We start from the raw sequence: 14793 nt of genomic DNA, 5'->3' as shown, positions 1-14793 counted from the left end.
CGGCCAACACAAGGTTTCCTAACGCCCCAAACCAACAACGCTGCTGACGCGGGCGCAAGGGAGGATACGCCGGCTGCTGGCTTCGGCAGTTGGGCAGGATGATCCGTGGGAGTGTCGGTCGTGTTTCTAAATGCGACCGATTCTGCGTGCTTCGAGCCGCCGGCGTACCGCGGTTCCGGCTTGTTCCACGGAATCGGCGATGTCCAGACCTTGATGCAGCCCTGCCACGATCGAGGCGGCCATGACGTCCCCGGTTCCCTTGACGCGCACGTCCAGGCGCTCGTAGCCGATGGCGGCGACCTCGTCTGCTGTCACCACGAGATCCTCACCGTGTTGCCTGTCCTGTCCGTCCAGGCCGGTGGCAACCACCCATTGGCAGCGTCCGTGCAGCAGTCGGCGCGCGTCCTTGATGATCTGGTCGACGGGCTGGTCGCGCTCCGGGGAACTTTCAAGCAGGTGCTGCAGTTCAAAGAGGTTCGGAACGATCCCGGTCGCCAGCGGGAGCAGCTCCTTGCGCAGGGCCGAAGCCACCTCGGGATCGGTGTAGGCGCCCACGTCGTAGTCCCCAAGCGTGGGGTCGACGACGACGCGCAGCTGCGGGCGGCGTTCCAGCAGCACGCGAAGCCAGCCGGCTACGGCGATTACCTGGGCCGGCCCGGCGAAGTACCCGGTGTAGACGGTGGAGACCTCATCTGCGATGCCGAGCGCGGTCAGGTCATGCAGCGCGTCCGCAACCCACGGGCCCGACAGATCGGCGGCATGTACCTGCGGGTAGTGCGGCAGGTTGCTGAGCATGGCGGTGGGCAGCGCCGCGACCTTCAGGCCGCGCTCCGTCAACACCGGCACCGAAGCGCTCAGGCCGACCGTGCCGTAAACCACCTGGGAGCCGATGGCGATGACATCCGCCGGGCGGGAATCCAGTTCCCAGCGTTCCCGCGACAAGGCGCTGTGCTCATCCAGTTGTTCCACACCCATATCTTAACGGGAGAGGACCCATGACGCTCATTCGGAGTGCTTCGATTAAACGCCAACGGGTGGCGTACTCCCCTTGCGGAGAGTGCGCCACCCGTTGAACAGAAAGCAGGTCTAGAAGACTTACTTCTTTGCAGCAGCAACAACCTGCAGGCGCAGGTTTGCAACGACGTCCTCGTGAATGCGAACGGTTGCGGTGTAGTTGCCAGTCGACTTGATGTGGTCGCTGACCTCAATGTTGCGCTTGTCGATCTTGCCCAGACCAGCGTTTGCAACAGCAGCAGCAATGTCTGCGGTCTTCACGGTGCCGAACAGGCGGCCGTTGGAGCCAGCCTTGACGGTAACCTTGACCGGCTGGGACTTCAGCGATGCTGCAAGAGCCTGAGCTTCCTCAAGGTTTGCAACGGCGCGAGCAGCGCGAGCAGCCTTGATGGAATCAACCTGCTTCTCACCGCCCTGGGTCCAGACGATTGCGAAACCGCGTGGCAGCAGGTAGTTACGGGCGTAGCCGTTCTTTACCTCGACAATATCGCCAGCAGCACCGAGACCGGATACTTCGTGAGTCAGAATGATCTTTGCCATTTTGCTATCCCTTCTTCCTTAGCCTCGGCCAGCGCCGGAGTAAGGCAGCAGGGCAACTTCACGTGCGTTCTTGATTGCCTGTGCGATCTTGCGCTGTTCCTGCACGGAAACGCCGGTCACACGACGAGCGCGGATCTTGCCGCGGTCGGAGATGAACTTGCGCAGCAATGCGGTGTCCTTGTAGTCGATGACGGTGATGTCAGCGGCCTTCAAGGGGTTGGACTTTGGTTTGGGCTTACGGATTTCAGCCTTAGCCATCGTGGAGCTCCTTTAGTTTTGGAGCCCGCAGATTCTTCTGCGGGATGGTGAATAAATTGTGGTTAGAAAGGCGGTTCGTCGTTGCCCGGGTTGCCCCAGCCGCCACCGTTGTTTCCGCCAGTGCTCCACGGGTCGTTGGCTGGAGCGTTCCAGCCGCCACCCTGCTGCGGCTGCTGTTGCTGCGGCTGCTGTGGTGCATTTTGCTGTGGTGCGTTGGAGAAGCCTCCCCCACCAAATCCGCCGCCGCCACCGCCGGAGCGCTGGGTGCGGGTTACCTTGGCGGACGCAAAGCGGAGCGACGGGCCGATTTCATCGACTTCGAGCTCCATAACGGTGCGACGTTCGCCTTCCTTGGTGTCGTAAGAACGCGAGCGTAAACGACCCTGGGCGATGACGCGCATGCCCTTGGTCAGCGTTTCTGCAACGTTCTCTGCAGCCTCGCGCCATACCGATGCACGCAAGAACAGGGCTTCCCCGTCCTTCCATTCATTGGTCTGGCGGTCAAAGGTGCGAGGAGTCGAAGCGATCGTGAAGTTCGCTACGGCTGAACCGGACGGCGTAAAACGCAGCTCCGGATCGGCGGTCAGGTTTCCGATAACGGTAATAACAGTCTCGCCTGCCATTGACTCTCCTTAGAAAAGTTTGAACGTTTGTTCTACGACGGAAGTACTTGCGTAATTAAACGCGAGCCTCTTCCGGGCGGGTGACCTTGTGGCGCAGGATCAGTTCGTTGATCTTCAGCTGACGCTCAAGCTCAGCCGAAGTAGCTGGATCTGCGGTGTAGTTCACCACGATGTAGGTGGCTTCTGCCTTCTTCTTGATCTCGTAAGCCATCTTGCGACGACCCCAGACATCAACCTTGTCGATGGTGCCACCGTGGGAGCGAACAACCTCGAGGTACTTCTCGATGGTTGGCTCTACGGTGCGGTCATCGACCTCTGGATCGATGAGGACCATAAGTTCATAAGCACGCATGTGAACCCACCTCCTTTGGGCTAAACGGTCGCGGCATTTCCGCAACAGGAGGTTCTTGCGTTGCCTGAGCCGGACACACCCAAGTTTCGGGCATGCGGTAGCACAGACCTTCCAAGCTTACCCGAGGGGACCCGTCATGCAGTAGTCATGGTGTCGCAGATCATGAAATGGGTGTCGTCCCAGGGTTTATCGGCAACGTCCTAGTTCCCCAGATCCCGGTCGATCAGCGGCTGGATCCGCTCGATGAACTCCGGGGCCACGGTGCGCATATACGTATCCGAGACATGGTGCTTGTCCCGGTACACCAGAACGTTGCCCACGAGCGCAGGGCAATCTTCGCTGGTGCAGAATTCATCGGTGAGGTCCAGGACCTGCACCCGCGGTTCCAGCCTGCCGGCTTCTTCTGTGACGTCCCCGGGCGGAAGCGCCTTGGTCCGCGGGGTCGCGCACCTCTGCGGATCCCCGGGATTCTCCGCCAAGCAATCCCTGGCGTAGCCCTTGAGTGCCGGGCGAGGTGTATCAACCAGCGAGATGACGTTGATCCCGGCATCTTCGAGCTCGGACCAGGCCTCGGCGAAACCTCGTGCCGGGTCCGAAGCGTAAGCCGGTTCAGCCCAATTGGCGGTCAGCACCACGTCGATGTCGCCGCGCTCGGCCAGCCGCCGCGCGGTCTCCGTGTTGGCCTCGCTGCAGGAAATCGATCCGTCCGCCTCGGCAGTGCGCTGGGCCGTGGAGAAAGGGCAGGAGTCTTTCAGATAGGTGACCAGCTTCCAATCGTTGGCATCAACCAGCGCCTGCACCGCCTGATACCAGTGCGTGGCGTGCGAATCGCCGACCAGCGCAATGGTGGTCTGGGCTGACGGGTTGCCGAATTCGCATTCCTTGGATTCCTCGGACTGGGGCTTTTGCACACAATCGCCGATCTGCGGGGAATCACCGCTGGCTTCACTGAGCATGGGAACGATCTGCCGGTTCTCTCCCAGATAGGCCGGCGCCCCCTGGGCCAGCGAGGCGGCGCCGAAACCGGGAGGAGGATTGCGGGTCAGCTCGGCGGCTTGCTCGTTCTGCTTCTCAGCAAGGGCGGACTGCGCCTGCTGCGGGACGAACCCCAGCGTTGCGACAAGCCCCACGGCGGCAGCCCCGGCCAGCACTGTGCGGCCGGCCCCGCGCGACAGCGCTGGCCAGCGGCGCACCGGATTCTCGACATAGCGGAAGCTGAGCTGCGCCAGCAGCAGCGACAAGGCGAGCAGCCCCACGGATTCCAGCGGGCCGGGATCGCCGCCCATGAGCTGGGTGGCAAAAACGATCAACGGCCAATGCCACAGGTACAGGGAGTAGGACACCGCTCCGACCCATTGGACCGGGCCGCTGTCGACCACCGGATGCAGCGAAAGCCGTCCTTCGGTGCGCTCCGCAGAGATGATCAGAACGGTGGCCAGGACCGGGACCAAGGCGGCAATGCCGGGAAAAGCGGTGGCGCCGCTGTAGGTAAACGCCGCACCGGCAAGCGCGGCCAGGGCGAAAAGAACCAGGACGTTGCGCAGCACTGCGGGGATCCCTTCCAGAATTCTCTGCCCGGAGCGTGCTCGCCGCGCGGCCACCAATGCCAGCAATCCACCGGTCGCCAGCTCCCAGACACGGGTGGTGGTGACGAAATAGCCGCTGGGATCCCCGGTGAAACCCAGGTAGGCCGAATAGGCCAGCGAAGCCAGCGCTGTCGCGGAAAAGCCGATCCACAGTGCACGGGTGGTCCATCGGCGACATATGCCGGCATAGGCGGCTACAACCAGCAAGGGCCAGAACACGTAGAACTGCTCTTCAACTCCCAAGGACCAAAAATGCTGCAGTGCGCTCGGCGCCTCCTCCGCCGCAAGATAGTCCACCGACGAAGCCGCCAGCACCCAGTTCTGCACCGAAAGAGCCGAAGCCACAGCTTGAATTCCGAGCGACTTCCACATGGTGCTGGGCAGGATCAGCAGCGCGCCCGCCACTACCACCACGATGACCAGCAATGCCGCTGGAAGGATTCGCCGAACCCTCCCGGCGTAGAAGGAGAGCAAGTCGATGCGGCCGGTGCGTTCGGCTTCGCGCAGCAGATGGGAGGTGATCAGGAAACCCGAGATCACCAGGAAGATATCCACCCCGATATATCCTCCCGGCAGGATCCGCGGCTCCAGATGATAGATCACCACCAGCAAGACCGCCAGGGCGCGCAACGCCTGGATCTCAGGCCGGAAATTTCTGATCGGGGCGGCAAACGAACTCATAATGCTTGATCGAACCAGCCCCGGGTAAACATCCGGTGAGCACCAGTCAACGGGCACAGAAACGGACAGTTTGAAATGACTGGAAGGGCGGGCGTAATTCAATTGTTTCGCGAGTCATTCGTCGGTAGCGTTGCCTGATGTTCCGTTGATTTTCCGCGCCACCCGACGTAAGGACATGCAATGCCCCAAGCCAAGTCGTTTGCAGTGGTAGGCGCTGGGATTATCGGCGCCGCTGTATCCCGCGAGCTGCTGGCCAGATACCCCGAGGCAAGCATCACTATCGTGGAAAAGGAACACAGCGCGGCCGCACACCAGACTGGACACAACTCGGGCGTGGTCCACGCTGGCCTGTATTACGAGCCAGGGGGCCTGAAGGCCAAGCTGTGCCGCCGCGGAGTCGAATTGCTCAAGGAACTTGCGGTGTCCCGCTCCCTCCCCTATGAGGAATGCGGAAAACTCGTGGTTGCACTGAACCCCGAGGAAGAACAGCGGTTGGAGAACATCTTCGAACGGGCACAGGCCAACGGGGTACCCGGGATCTCCATGCTCGGCCCGGACGGCATCAAAGCCATTGAACCCAACGCTACGGGGCGCATGGCGCTGCACTCCCCCAGTACGGCGATCATCAGCTATGCCGCGGTGACCGAGGCGCTGATTGACGAGGTCCGTCTGGCGGGCGGCGACGTACGATTCGGCTGCACTGTCGAGCGCATTGAGGAACTGGCCACCGGGGTCCGCCTGCACACCAGTACAGGGCAGATTCGCGCGGATCACGTCATCGTCTGCGCAGGTTCCCAGTCCGACCGCCTGGCACGTGGTTCCGGCGCCAGTGCCCAGCCGAGCGTGGTGCCGTTCTTCGGACAATATTTCCAACTGGAGGAAAGCTACCGCACCATCCTCAACGGGCTGGTCTATCCAGTGCCGGATCCGAAATACCCGTTCCTCGGTGTCCACCTGACCAAGCGGGTGGATGGACAGATGATGGTGGGACCCAATGCATTCCTCTCGCTGTCGCGGGAAAAGTACCGGGGACTTGGCCTGGATTTCAAGGATCTCGGCGAAGTTCTGGCCAACACCGGCTTTTGGAAGTTCGCCGCCCGGAACATGCCGACCGCGGTGCGTGAAGCCCGCACAGTGATCTCGGAGCAGTTCTTCTTGAAGGAAGCCGCCAAGTATGTTCCCTCCCTGGAGGGAGCCAAGGCAACCCGGCTAACCCGCGGCATCCGCGCCCAGGCCATGGACGCCGACGGCAAGCTGCTTGATGATTTCGCCATCGACTACCGCGAACATGCCACGCATATCCGCAACGCCCCGTCCCCCGGCGCCACGAGCTCGCTGGCCATCGCCGAATACATCGTGGATTCGCTGGCGCGCAAGAGCATCGCCTAGTCGCGCTTTTGCTTCTCCCGGATCAGGTCCAGGGCGAGCACCGAGCCGACGCCCACCAAACGATGGCCTGCGCTGATATTCGGGGCGAGCCGCACCGAGTAGGTGGATTTGCCCATCAAGGCGTTGCCCAGGCCAGACCAGTTGCGCGACACCGTCGCGATGACTCCGTCCGGTGCGCTGATCTGGAACTCGAAGTCCCAGAGATCGCCGATCAGATCGATCTGTTCACCCTGGAATTCCACGGTCACCCGGGTCTTGAACATGGTGATCCGTTTAACCAGGCTGGCGACCGGGCGGCCTTGGCCGTCCAGGATCTCCATGCGTTCACGCCCCAGGGTCATGGTGTCCTTGACCTGGAGGACCGGATTGCCCGGGCCGTCGAACACCGTTAGCTGCCGGGAACCGGCGAACATGCGACCCAGTGCGCTTCCTCCGGTCTCCACGTGGGCGACTTGCATCCCCTCGCCGTCCAGGATCGCAAAATCGTTCTTCATAAGGTTCTTGGTCTGTTGGATGACCAGCACGTCCGGTTCGAAGATCGTCATGCCAGCGATTATGCCATCAGCGCTTGGCCGCCACAGGCCAATCGGGACCGTTTGACCTCGCGCGGTTCGCTGCGAGTCAGCCAAGGATGCCGCGGTCGGCCTTGGATAGCGGGTACCGCTCGTCGAGCTTCGGATCCAGTGCCAGCCGGAAGACCGCTTCCAGCACCAGCCGCCCGGCACCCCAGTACACCGGGATCGCCAGCCAGCTGAACCAGCCCCAGTTCATCGAGAAGGCAAGGATCACCGTGGCGAAAACCAGCACAATGCCCACGCCTCGATAGATCAGCACCACGCCCTTGGTATAGGAATCGCGCTGCTCCTGTTGCTGGGCCATCCGTTGCTCCAGGCCGTCGACGGATGCCTGGAACTGCGGAGTCTGGACACTGGCAAACAGCTCACCCACCGGCACCTGGAGGGCGGCGGCGATCCTGGAGAGGGTGTCCATGCTGGCGTCCTGCCCGGCTTCCAGCCGCTGGATCGTCCGGACTGTGACCGAGCTTTGGGCGGCCAGCCGTTCCTGCGTCCAGCCCTTGGAACGGCGAATTTCTGCAATTCGTGATTCATTCATACCAGTCACCCTAGCCATGCTCGGCCCGACAGCACCACGACTTCGACCCGACAACTACCCGACAGCACCGCGACATGGCACGGAAGAGCGGTCCGACAGACCCCAACTCCCACTATATTCCTCAAAGGGCATAGATCCTGGCGGTGCCTGCCGCGGCAGGATTCCATGGACGGGAGTCCTGCCGCGGTCTGGATGCCGCTACTCGCCGAAGAAGACGCGGGCCACCTTGGACAGGTACCACGGGTCATCCACGCCGCACATCTCGCGAGCCGAGTGCATGGACAGCAGCGCCACGCCCACATCCACGGTGCGGATGCCGATGCGGGTCGCGGTCAGCGGACCGATGGTCGAGCCGCAGGGAACCCGGTTGTTGGAGACGAACTCCTGGTAGGGCACCCCGGCGGCTTCGCACCAACCGGCAAATGCGGCGGCGCCCACGGCATCGGTGGCGTAGCGCTGGTTGGCGTTGATCTTCAGCAGCGGGCCGGCGTTGACCTGCGGGCGGTTCGCCGGGTCGTGGCGCTCGGCGTAATTCGGGTGCACTGCATGGCCGGCGTCGGCCGACAGGCATACGGAGTTGGCCAGCGCGCGGGCGGTGTCCTCCACCGAGGCGCCCAGCGAAGCCTGGATGCGCGCCAGCAGTTCCTCCAGGAACGGGCCGCTGGCGCCCGAACGCGACTCGGAGCCCAGTTCCTCGTGGTCGAATGCCGCCAGCATGGCGATGCGTCGGCCCTCGGGCTTACGCGCATAGTCGGTCAGCGCGATCAGGCCCGCGTGCACCGAGGACAGGTTGTCCAGGCGCGAGGAGGCGAAGAAGTTCTTGCCTTCGCCGAACACCTCGCCGCGCTGCGCCGGGGCGGTCAGCACGTCGTAGCCGGCGATGTGGGCCGGGTCCACGCCGGCTGAGGCGGCCAGCACGGCCAGGATATCCGCGTCGGCCAGATCGCCGGCGCCGAAAATCGGGTTGGTGTGGGTCTGGCGATCCAGGGCCAGTCCGTCGTTGACCTGGCGGTCCAGATGGATGGCCAGCTGCGGGATGCGCAGCAGCGGCTCGGTCTGCGCCAGATGCACCGAGCCGTCGCGCAACACCAGGCGGCCGGCGAGTACCAGTTCGCGGTCAAGCCACGAGTTCAGCAGCGGCCCGCCGTAGACCTCGACCCCGGCCTGCCACCACCCATTGGATCCGGTGGTCGGCTTCGGCTTCAGCTTGAAGCCAGGCGAGTCGGTGTGCGCGCCGAGGATGTGGAAGCCGGTCGTGGCGGTGGCGCCCTCGGGCTGCACCCAGGCGATGACCGCGCCGTCGCGCACCACATAGTAGGCGCCGGGCCCGAGGTTCCATGCCTCGGCTTCGTCCAGCGCGGTGAATCCAGCGGCATCCAGCCGCTTCGCCGCGCTCGCGGCGGCGTGGTAACTCGACGGGGAGGTCGCTACGTATTCGGCCAAATCTGCAATGTGTGCCATTGCCGCGGCTTGTGCCATGACTGGATGCTCACTTCTTTCGAGATCGGTTGTCATCAAGTGCTGCTGCCCGACGGGATCTGCCGGGTTATCTCCAGCTTAGTAGCCTGCGTCGTGGATTGGCTCGGTGCATGGCCCGGACCGCGCCAGCCGGGGAAATGCCCGCGAATTGCGCCACCGGGCTTGACGTGGACCTCGCTCGGCGTAAATGCTGTGATCAGGCCTACGCCGACCAAGAAAGCGAGTACAACATGCCAAAGACCAACCGCACGCCCGAAGATTTCCCGGAGCACCGTGAATCCCTCGAGCCGCAGTCGGAGACCGAGGCCGGAGTAGACCTTGAGCCGGTCGATGAGCCGAGCACCACGCTGAGTTCAGGCCCTGCAATTGTCGACACCGAGCCCTACGTCCCGGCGGAGCCGGACCCCGAGGGGATGCGTCCGCTGCCGGTGGAGGACACCGAGGACCGGGCCCAGTCGACCAGGCTCGCCCGGCTGTGGACGGCGACCGTCATCAGCGTGCTGCTGCTGATCCTGCTGATTGTTTTTATCGCGCAGAACCAGAATCCCGTGACCGTGCAGTACTTCGGGCTGCGCGGCGAAATCAGCCTGGGGCTGGCCCTGTTCATCGGGGCGCTGGGCGGCGCACTGGTGGTCGCGGCCATCGGGGCGGCGCGCGTGATCCAGCTGCGCGCCACGGCCCGCAAGAAGCGCAAGGCCGAGCGGAAGAGCCGGTAGCTAGAAATCCAGTCCCTGCGAGGGGATGACCAGCCCGGTCTCGTAGGCGTAGACCACCGCCTGCACCCGGTCGCGCAGGTGCAGCTTGGTCAGGATGCGTCTCACGTGGGTTTTCACCGTCGCTTCCGAGAGGAAGAAACGGTGGGCGATCTCCGCGTTGGACAGCCCCTCGGCGAGCGCGCGCAGCACTTCCTGCTCCCGAGGGGTCAGATCGTCCAGCAGCGGGTCGCGCTGCGGCGTGGCGGCGGTCTGCGCCTTGCCGCCGTTGCGCACATAGGTCTCCAGCAGCCTGGCGGTCACGCGCGGCGCCACCACGGCGTCGCCTGAGGCCACCAGGCGCACGGCGGAGACCAGCTCCTCCGGGGCGACGTCCTTGAGCAGGAAGGCGCTGGCACCGGCCTGCAGCCCGGAGAATGCGTATTCGTCCAGGTCGAAAGTCGTCAGGATGATGATCTTGGTATCCGGGTGCGCCTTGGCGATGTGGTCGGTGGCTTCGATCCCGTCCATGTTGGGCATGCGCACGTCCATGAGCACCACGTCCGGGTGCAGGGCCGCGGTCTGCGCCAGCGACTCCAGCCCGTCGGCCGCTTCGCCGACGATCTGGATGTCGTCCTCGCCCTCGAGGATCAGGCGGAAGCCCATCCGCAGCAGGGGTTGGTCGTCGACCAGAAGCACCTTGATTGTTTCGTCCATGTCCTACCCCTTTGCAGCTTTCTGGTTACCATTCTTCGCGCTGCACTCGGGCAGCTGCAACATCGCCTTCACAATCCAGCCGCCGCTGGCCACGGGGCCGGCGTCCACCGTGCCGTCGAAGAGCTCGGCGCGCTCGCGCATGCCGCGCAAGCCCCGGCCGCTGCCCACGCTCGGCACCCGGGTGGCGTCCCCGTTGTCCATGATCTCCAGCCGCACCTGGTGCCTGCCGCGTTCCAGGCGGACCTGGACGTCGCTGACGTTGCGCGCGTAGCGCAGCGAGTTGGTCAAGGACTCCTGGATGATGCGGAAGATGGTCAGCGCGAACGCCTTGTCATCCGGCAGCGGCTCGCCCACGTAGGTGTAGGTCAGCGGCAGGCCGGCGGCCCGGAAGCCCTCGAGCAGGTGCTCGATGCCGCCTGAGGTGGGCTGCGGGGCCAGGTCCCCGCCCTCGCCCTCGCGCAGCACGCCGAGCATCCGGCGCATGTCCGCCAGCGCGGCGCGGCCGGTGCCGGACAGCTCGGCAAGCACCTCCTCGGCGCGCTCCTGGTCGCGGCGGCCCACCACGCGGGCGCCTTCGGCCAGCGCGATCATCACCGACAGCGAGTGCGCCACCACGTCGTGCATCTCGCGGGCAATGCGGTTGCGCTCCTGCACCTGCGCCAGCCGCGAGACCTGCGAGGCCCAGTGGTTCAGCTCGGCCTCGTGGATGCGGGTGTTGCGGATGTACACGCCGATGGCGGCCGCGGTGACATAGAAGCCGATGAGGAACGCCGCGAACACCCCGATGATGACGATGGCCAGCGTGGATTCGCTGATTCCGTCCGAGGGGTCGATCTCCATGCCGCTCATGTCCGGGAAGCCGACCAGCACCATCAGCACCATCTGGAAGCTGCCGGCCAGGATGGCCAGCGGAATGGAGCGCCGGGCCGAATAGCTGGTGGCCACCATGTAGAGGGCGATTATCATGCCCAGGCCCTCGGCCCCGTAGACCGAGCCGACGTCCAGGACCGAGATGCATTCCAGGGCGAACACGATGCACAGCACCGTCATGGGCGCCCGGCGGCGGAACAGCAGCGTGCCGGCGGTGGCCAGGGTGATCAGCAGCAGCACCAGCCCGTGGTTGCCCGGCATGTCGGCCATCAACAGCACCCCGGGCAGTGTTCCGAGCAGGTAGAAGATCACGACGCCGACGGACACCAAACGCGGATGGGTCCTCAGGTACCTGCGTACCCGGCCCATCCGCTTGGCGGCCAGTTCGTCGAAGGAGGCTACCGACTCCTGCAGCGAAAGGTTGCTCATGGTTTCCAGTCTAGTTTTCCGGTTCCTACTTGATATCGCGGCTCTTGAGCAGGATGCCGGCCAGCAGCAGCGGGAGCAGAACCCATCCCGCCACCCCTGCCAGCTGCTGCCAGCTTTCCAGCGTGCTCGGGTAGCTCAGCGGCAGGGCCAGCCCCAGCCCCAGCTGGTCCGGCATGAACCGCGCGTAGTCCTTGAACCAGTCGGTCACCGCCATCAGGATCTGCGCGATCAGCGGCAGCACGAAGAACACCGCCACCAGGCTGGTGATGCCGCCGGCGGAGTTGCGCAGCAGCAGGCCCAGCGCCAGTCCCAGCAGGGAGGCCATCACCACGGCGAGCGCCCCGTACCAGAGCACGCGCTGGAACGCCTCGCCGCCCAGGTCCAGGGTCAGCGAGTAGTTCTCGGCCAGCGGGCGGCACACCAGATAGGCGGCCAGCGTGGATACCAGCTGCACCACTGCGCTCAGCCCGGTGATCACGATGATCTTGGCGGCCAGCACGCGCAGCCGCTGCGGGCTGGCCAGGAAGGTGCTCACCGCAGAACCGGTGGTGAATTCGCCGCTGAACAGCAGCACGCCGAGCACGCCGAGGATCAGCTGGGAGAACATCAGCCCCGAGGCCATGGTTTCCACGGTGAAGTCGGCGGTGCCCATGCTTTCGGTGCCCGGGATCTGCCCGGCATCCGGTGCGCTCTGCAAGAAGGAGCCCACGCCCCACACGCCGACCGCGGCGATGCCGATGTAGACCACCATCGAGACCAGGATCAGGATGCGCGTGGAGTTCAGGGAGAAGAAGCGGATCATTTCACTGCGCAGCACGCCGCCCAGGGTGACCTTTCCGCCGGTGCGCGGTGCGGCCGGTGCCGCAAGTTCGGTGCTCATGGTTTCCTACTTCCCAGCCGGATTGTCGTTGGACACCTGCGAGCGGTACTCGATGGCGTCGCGGGTCAGTTCCATGTAGGCGTCTTCCAGGGTGCGCTGCAGCGGACGCAGTTCGCTGAGCACGATCCCGGCTTCCAGCGCACGGCGGCCGATGTCCTCGGATTCCGGCCCGGTGACCTCCAGCGTGGTGGCGTCCAGCCGGCGCAGCTGCACCCCCTCGGCCGCCAGGGCGTTCATCAGCAGTTCGATGTCCCGGGCGCGGACCACCGTCTGGGCCAGCCCGTTGTCGATGAATTCGCTGATCGGGGCATCGGCCATGATCCGGCCCTTGCCGATCACGATCAGGTGGTCTGCGGTCTGCGCCATCTCGCTCATCAGGTGAGAGGAGATGAACACGGTTTTCCCGGCGGCCGCCTGCTGGCGGGCCAGGTTGCGGATCCAGGCCACGCCTTCGGGGTCCAGTCCGTTGACCGGCTCGTCGAGGATGAGCACCTGCGGGTCGCCCAGCAGGGCGGTGGCGATGCCTAGGCGCTGTCCCATGCCCAGGGAGAAGCCGCCGACCTTCTTGCGCTGCACCGGCCCCAGGCCGGTCAGCTCCAGCACCTCGTCCACCCGGGACTTGCCCAGGCCCGCGGTGGCCGCCATGGCCCTCAGGTGGGAGCGCGGGGTCAGCGACTTGTGGACCGATTTGGCTTCCAACAGGGTGCCGACCTCGGTCAGCGGGTGGGTGGAGGACTTGAAGTTCTTCCCGTTCACGAGCACCTGCCCGCGGGTGGGGTTTGCCAATCCAACGATCATTCGCATGGTAGTTGATTTGCCTGCGCCGTTGGGGCCGAGGAATCCGGTGACGATCCCCGGTTGAACCGTGAACGACGCGTGGTCGACCACGGTTTTTGCACCGTAGTTCTTGGTCAGTTCCTGTACCTGGATCATATATCCAGCATAGGAACCCGCCGGGGTTCGCGAACCGGCCGGAATGCTGATCTTGGGCCTCCCTCGAAAGGAGGATCCGCATCCGCCCCGGCGCCGTTCCATGCACCCGAGGGTGCATTAATCGGGGTGTGCTCCGGGTTTCGGGGTGCGGGTCCTAGGAGACCGAGGTGGCGACGAACAGTGCGCCGACTATCATCAGCGCGAACGGCAGGCCCAGGAGGAGCATGAACTTCAGGTTGTCGCGGGCGATCGCCACGCATTCGCGCAGGAAGGCGCTGGGACGGTAGTAGGCGGCGGTTTTGCCGCCGAACGAGCGCGCGTCCAGCCCCAGCGTCCGCGAGGCCAGCCCTGCACGCAGCGCGTGGTAGTCGCTGGTGACCAGCCACAGGCGCCCGTCACCGCGCTGTGCCCGGACCAGCTGGTTGGAGAATTCCAGGTTTTCGATAGTGTCCTTGGCCCGGTCCTCGACCAGGATCTGCTCCTGCGGGATCCCCTGCTCCGCCAGGTAGCGGCCCATGCTCACGCCTTCGGGCTCGATCTCGTCGCGCCCCTGTCCCCCGGTGGGAACCATGTAGGGTTTCGGGTCGCGCTGGGAGCCGTAGAGCTCGATGCCCTTGTCCAACCGCCCGCGCAGCAGCGGGGTGACCTGGCCGTTGATGGTCCGGGCACCGAGCACGATCACCGCGGCGCCCCGGCCCTTGGCCGGGAACCTGGCGTTCACCCAGGAATACAGCAGCAGCATGGCGAAGATGCTGGCGCTGAACACGGAGGCGAAGAACATGATGAATGCCAGGGACAAGCTCCACCATTGGGAGATCATCACCAGGCCGAGGGCCGCCACCGGTAGCGCGAACACCAGGATTCCCGCGATCAGCGAGAGCAGGTTGGGGATCTTCGCGCCCTCGCGCCGCCACATCAGGATGCCGTTGTAGATCAGCGCCCCGCCGAACACCACCAGCATCAGCGGCATGAGCACAACCAGGATCGCCATCAGGAACCCGAAACCGGGCACGAAGCTCGTGAGCATTTCGGAGATCGTGGACAAGGTGAGCAGCACCAGCGGCAGCAGGGCCGCGGCGAGCACGAGCCTGCGCGGCTCCTTGCGGTACAGCAGGATGAATGCCGTCCACAGCACCGCGAGGAACGCCAGGGAAATTAAGTCGTAGCCGAAGTCTTCCATCACGATCCAGCTTAGAGATCGCGCCAATAGGAGTGAAACATCCGCAGTAAGTATTAA

At 64.5% G+C, this 14793-nt stretch carries 16 protein-coding genes; 2 read left to right on the top strand and 14 right to left on the bottom strand.

Annotation, left to right across the window (positions count from 1 at the left end; all coding sequences use genetic code 11):
* Positions 1-126: 126 nt before the first annotated feature.
* The 6 genes from IEY43_RS14750 to IEY43_RS14725 form a co-directional block, all read right to left on the bottom strand.
* Positions 127-969: a bifunctional hydroxymethylpyrimidine kinase/phosphomethylpyrimidine kinase gene (locus IEY43_RS14750; protein WP_188949329.1), complete on the bottom strand. Its 843-nt coding sequence runs from the start codon at positions 967-969 to the stop codon at positions 127-129.
* A gap of 126 nt (positions 970-1095) precedes the next feature.
* Positions 1096-1554 carry a 50S ribosomal protein L9 gene (gene rplI / locus IEY43_RS14745; RefSeq protein WP_188949328.1) on the bottom strand — a complete coding sequence of 153 codons (459 nt, stop codon included), beginning with the start codon at positions 1552-1554 and terminating at the stop codon, positions 1096-1098.
* 18 nt (positions 1555-1572) lie between these two features.
* Positions 1573-1812, bottom strand: coding sequence for a 30S ribosomal protein S18 (gene rpsR, locus IEY43_RS14740; RefSeq protein ID WP_013350683.1), 240 nt, complete (start codon positions 1810-1812; stop codon positions 1573-1575).
* Between the two features lie 62 nt (positions 1813-1874).
* Positions 1875-2435 carry a single-stranded DNA-binding protein gene (locus IEY43_RS14735; protein WP_047120540.1) on the bottom strand — a complete coding sequence of 187 codons (561 nt, stop codon included), beginning with the start codon at positions 2433-2435 and terminating at the stop codon, positions 1875-1877.
* A 55-nt stretch (positions 2436-2490) separates the two neighbouring features.
* Positions 2491-2787 carry a 30S ribosomal protein S6 gene (gene rpsF / locus IEY43_RS14730; protein WP_047120541.1) on the bottom strand — a complete coding sequence of 99 codons (297 nt, stop codon included), beginning with the start codon at positions 2785-2787 and terminating at the stop codon, positions 2491-2493.
* 200 nt (positions 2788-2987) lie between these two features.
* Complete coding sequence (locus IEY43_RS14725; RefSeq protein ID WP_188949327.1) at positions 2988-5054, bottom strand: acyltransferase family protein; 2067 nt, start codon at positions 5052-5054, stop codon at positions 2988-2990.
* Positions 5055-5234: 180 nt separating this feature from the next.
* Between IEY43_RS14725 and lhgD the strand changes: the two genes are divergently transcribed.
* A complete protein-coding gene (gene lhgD, locus IEY43_RS14720; RefSeq protein WP_188949326.1) occupies positions 5235-6443 on the top strand; it encodes an L-2-hydroxyglutarate dehydrogenase in 1209 nt (402 codons plus the stop codon).
* Here the strand turns inward: lhgD and IEY43_RS14715 are convergent.
* The 3 genes from IEY43_RS14715 to IEY43_RS14705 form a co-directional block, all read right to left on the bottom strand.
* Positions 6440-6988, bottom strand: a complete 549-nt coding sequence (locus IEY43_RS14715; RefSeq protein WP_188949325.1) for an LURP-one-related/scramblase family protein — start codon at positions 6986-6988, stop codon at positions 6440-6442. The genes lhgD and IEY43_RS14715 overlap by 4 nt on opposite strands.
* A 76-nt stretch (positions 6989-7064) precedes the next feature.
* Positions 7065-7556, bottom strand: coding sequence for a helix-turn-helix domain-containing protein (locus tag IEY43_RS14710; RefSeq protein ID WP_188949324.1), 492 nt, complete (start codon positions 7554-7556; stop codon positions 7065-7067).
* A gap of 198 nt (positions 7557-7754) precedes the next feature.
* Positions 7755-9017, bottom strand: a complete 1263-nt coding sequence (locus IEY43_RS14705; protein ID WP_229777430.1) for a M18 family aminopeptidase — start codon at positions 9015-9017, stop codon at positions 7755-7757.
* 248 nt (positions 9018-9265) lie between these two features.
* Here IEY43_RS14705 and IEY43_RS14700 point away from each other — a divergent pair, with 248 nt between their 5' ends.
* The gene (locus IEY43_RS14700; protein WP_188949322.1) at positions 9266-9751 is read left to right on the top strand and encodes a LapA family protein; all 486 of its coding nucleotides are present in this window, start codon (positions 9266-9268) and stop codon (positions 9749-9751) included.
* On the opposite strand, the gene IEY43_RS14695 is transcribed toward IEY43_RS14700, so the two are convergent.
* The 5 genes from IEY43_RS14695 to IEY43_RS14675 form a co-directional block, all read right to left on the bottom strand.
* The gene (locus tag IEY43_RS14695; RefSeq protein WP_188949321.1) at positions 9752-10444 is read right to left on the bottom strand and encodes a response regulator; all 693 of its coding nucleotides are present in this window, start codon (positions 10442-10444) and stop codon (positions 9752-9754) included. It abuts the gene before it with no gap.
* Between the two features lie 3 nt (positions 10445-10447).
* Positions 10448-11743, bottom strand: a complete 1296-nt coding sequence (locus IEY43_RS14690) for a sensor histidine kinase (RefSeq protein WP_188949320.1) — start codon at positions 11741-11743, stop codon at positions 10448-10450.
* A gap of 25 nt (positions 11744-11768) precedes the next feature.
* Positions 11769-12623: an ABC transporter permease gene (locus IEY43_RS14685; protein ID WP_188949319.1), complete on the bottom strand. Its 855-nt coding sequence runs from the start codon at positions 12621-12623 to the stop codon at positions 11769-11771.
* A 6-nt stretch (positions 12624-12629) separates the two neighbouring features.
* A complete protein-coding gene (locus IEY43_RS14680) occupies positions 12630-13556 on the bottom strand; it encodes an ATP-binding cassette domain-containing protein (RefSeq protein ID WP_188949318.1) in 927 nt (308 codons plus the stop codon).
* Positions 13557-13710: 154 nt separating this feature from the next.
* Positions 13711-14763, bottom strand: coding sequence for a YdcF family protein (locus IEY43_RS14675; protein WP_188949317.1), 1053 nt, complete (start codon positions 14761-14763; stop codon positions 13711-13713).
* Positions 14764-14793 lie beyond the last annotated feature (30 nt).

The organism is Glutamicibacter protophormiae (genome assembly GCF_014647495.1).
Taxonomy (GTDB): domain Bacteria; phylum Actinomycetota; class Actinomycetes; order Actinomycetales; family Micrococcaceae; genus Glutamicibacter; species Glutamicibacter protophormiae.
The sequence above is the reverse complement of the archived record's forward strand: the minus strand, read 5'-3'. Positions and strand labels throughout refer to the sequence as shown.

Bases quoted from the DNA above. Each gene is read 5' to 3' on its own strand.
- rplI (WP_188949328.1), bottom strand. From the start codon at position 1,554: ATGGCAAAGATCATTCTGACTCACGAAGTATCCGGTCTCGGTGCTGCT.
- rpsR (WP_013350683.1), bottom strand. From the start codon at position 1,812: ATGGCTAAGGCTGAAATCCGTAAGCCCAAACCAAAGTCCAACCCCTTG.
- IEY43_RS14735 (WP_047120540.1), bottom strand. From the start codon at position 2,435: ATGGCAGGCGAGACTGTTATTACCGTTATCGGAAACCTGACCGCCGAT.
- rpsF (WP_047120541.1), bottom strand. From the start codon at position 2,787: ATGCGTGCTTATGAACTTATGGTCCTCATCGATCCAGAGGTCGATGAC.
- IEY43_RS14725 (WP_188949327.1), bottom strand. From the start codon at position 5,054: ATGAGTTCGTTTGCCGCCCCGATCAGAAATTTCCGGCCTGAGATCCAG.
- lhgD (WP_188949326.1), top strand. From the start codon at position 5,235: ATGCCCCAAGCCAAGTCGTTTGCAGTGGTAGGCGCTGGGATTATCGGC.
- IEY43_RS14715 (WP_188949325.1), bottom strand. From the start codon at position 6,988: ATGACGATCTTCGAACCGGACGTGCTGGTCATCCAACAGACCAAGAAC.
- IEY43_RS14710 (WP_188949324.1), bottom strand. From the start codon at position 7,556: ATGAATGAATCACGAATTGCAGAAATTCGCCGTTCCAAGGGCTGGACG.
- IEY43_RS14705 (WP_229777430.1), bottom strand. From the start codon at position 9,017: ATGGCACACATTGCAGATTTGGCCGAATACGTAGCGACCTCCCCGTCG.
- IEY43_RS14700 (WP_188949322.1), top strand. From the start codon at position 9,266: ATGCCAAAGACCAACCGCACGCCCGAAGATTTCCCGGAGCACCGTGAA.
- IEY43_RS14695 (WP_188949321.1), bottom strand. From the start codon at position 10,444: ATGGACGAAACAATCAAGGTGCTTCTGGTCGACGACCAACCCCTGCTG.
- IEY43_RS14690 (WP_188949320.1), bottom strand. From the start codon at position 11,743: ATGAGCAACCTTTCGCTGCAGGAGTCGGTAGCCTCCTTCGACGAACTG.
- IEY43_RS14685 (WP_188949319.1), bottom strand. From the start codon at position 12,623: ATGAGCACCGAACTTGCGGCACCGGCCGCACCGCGCACCGGCGGAAAG.
- IEY43_RS14680 (WP_188949318.1), bottom strand. From the start codon at position 13,556: ATGATCCAGGTACAGGAACTGACCAAGAACTACGGTGCAAAAACCGTG.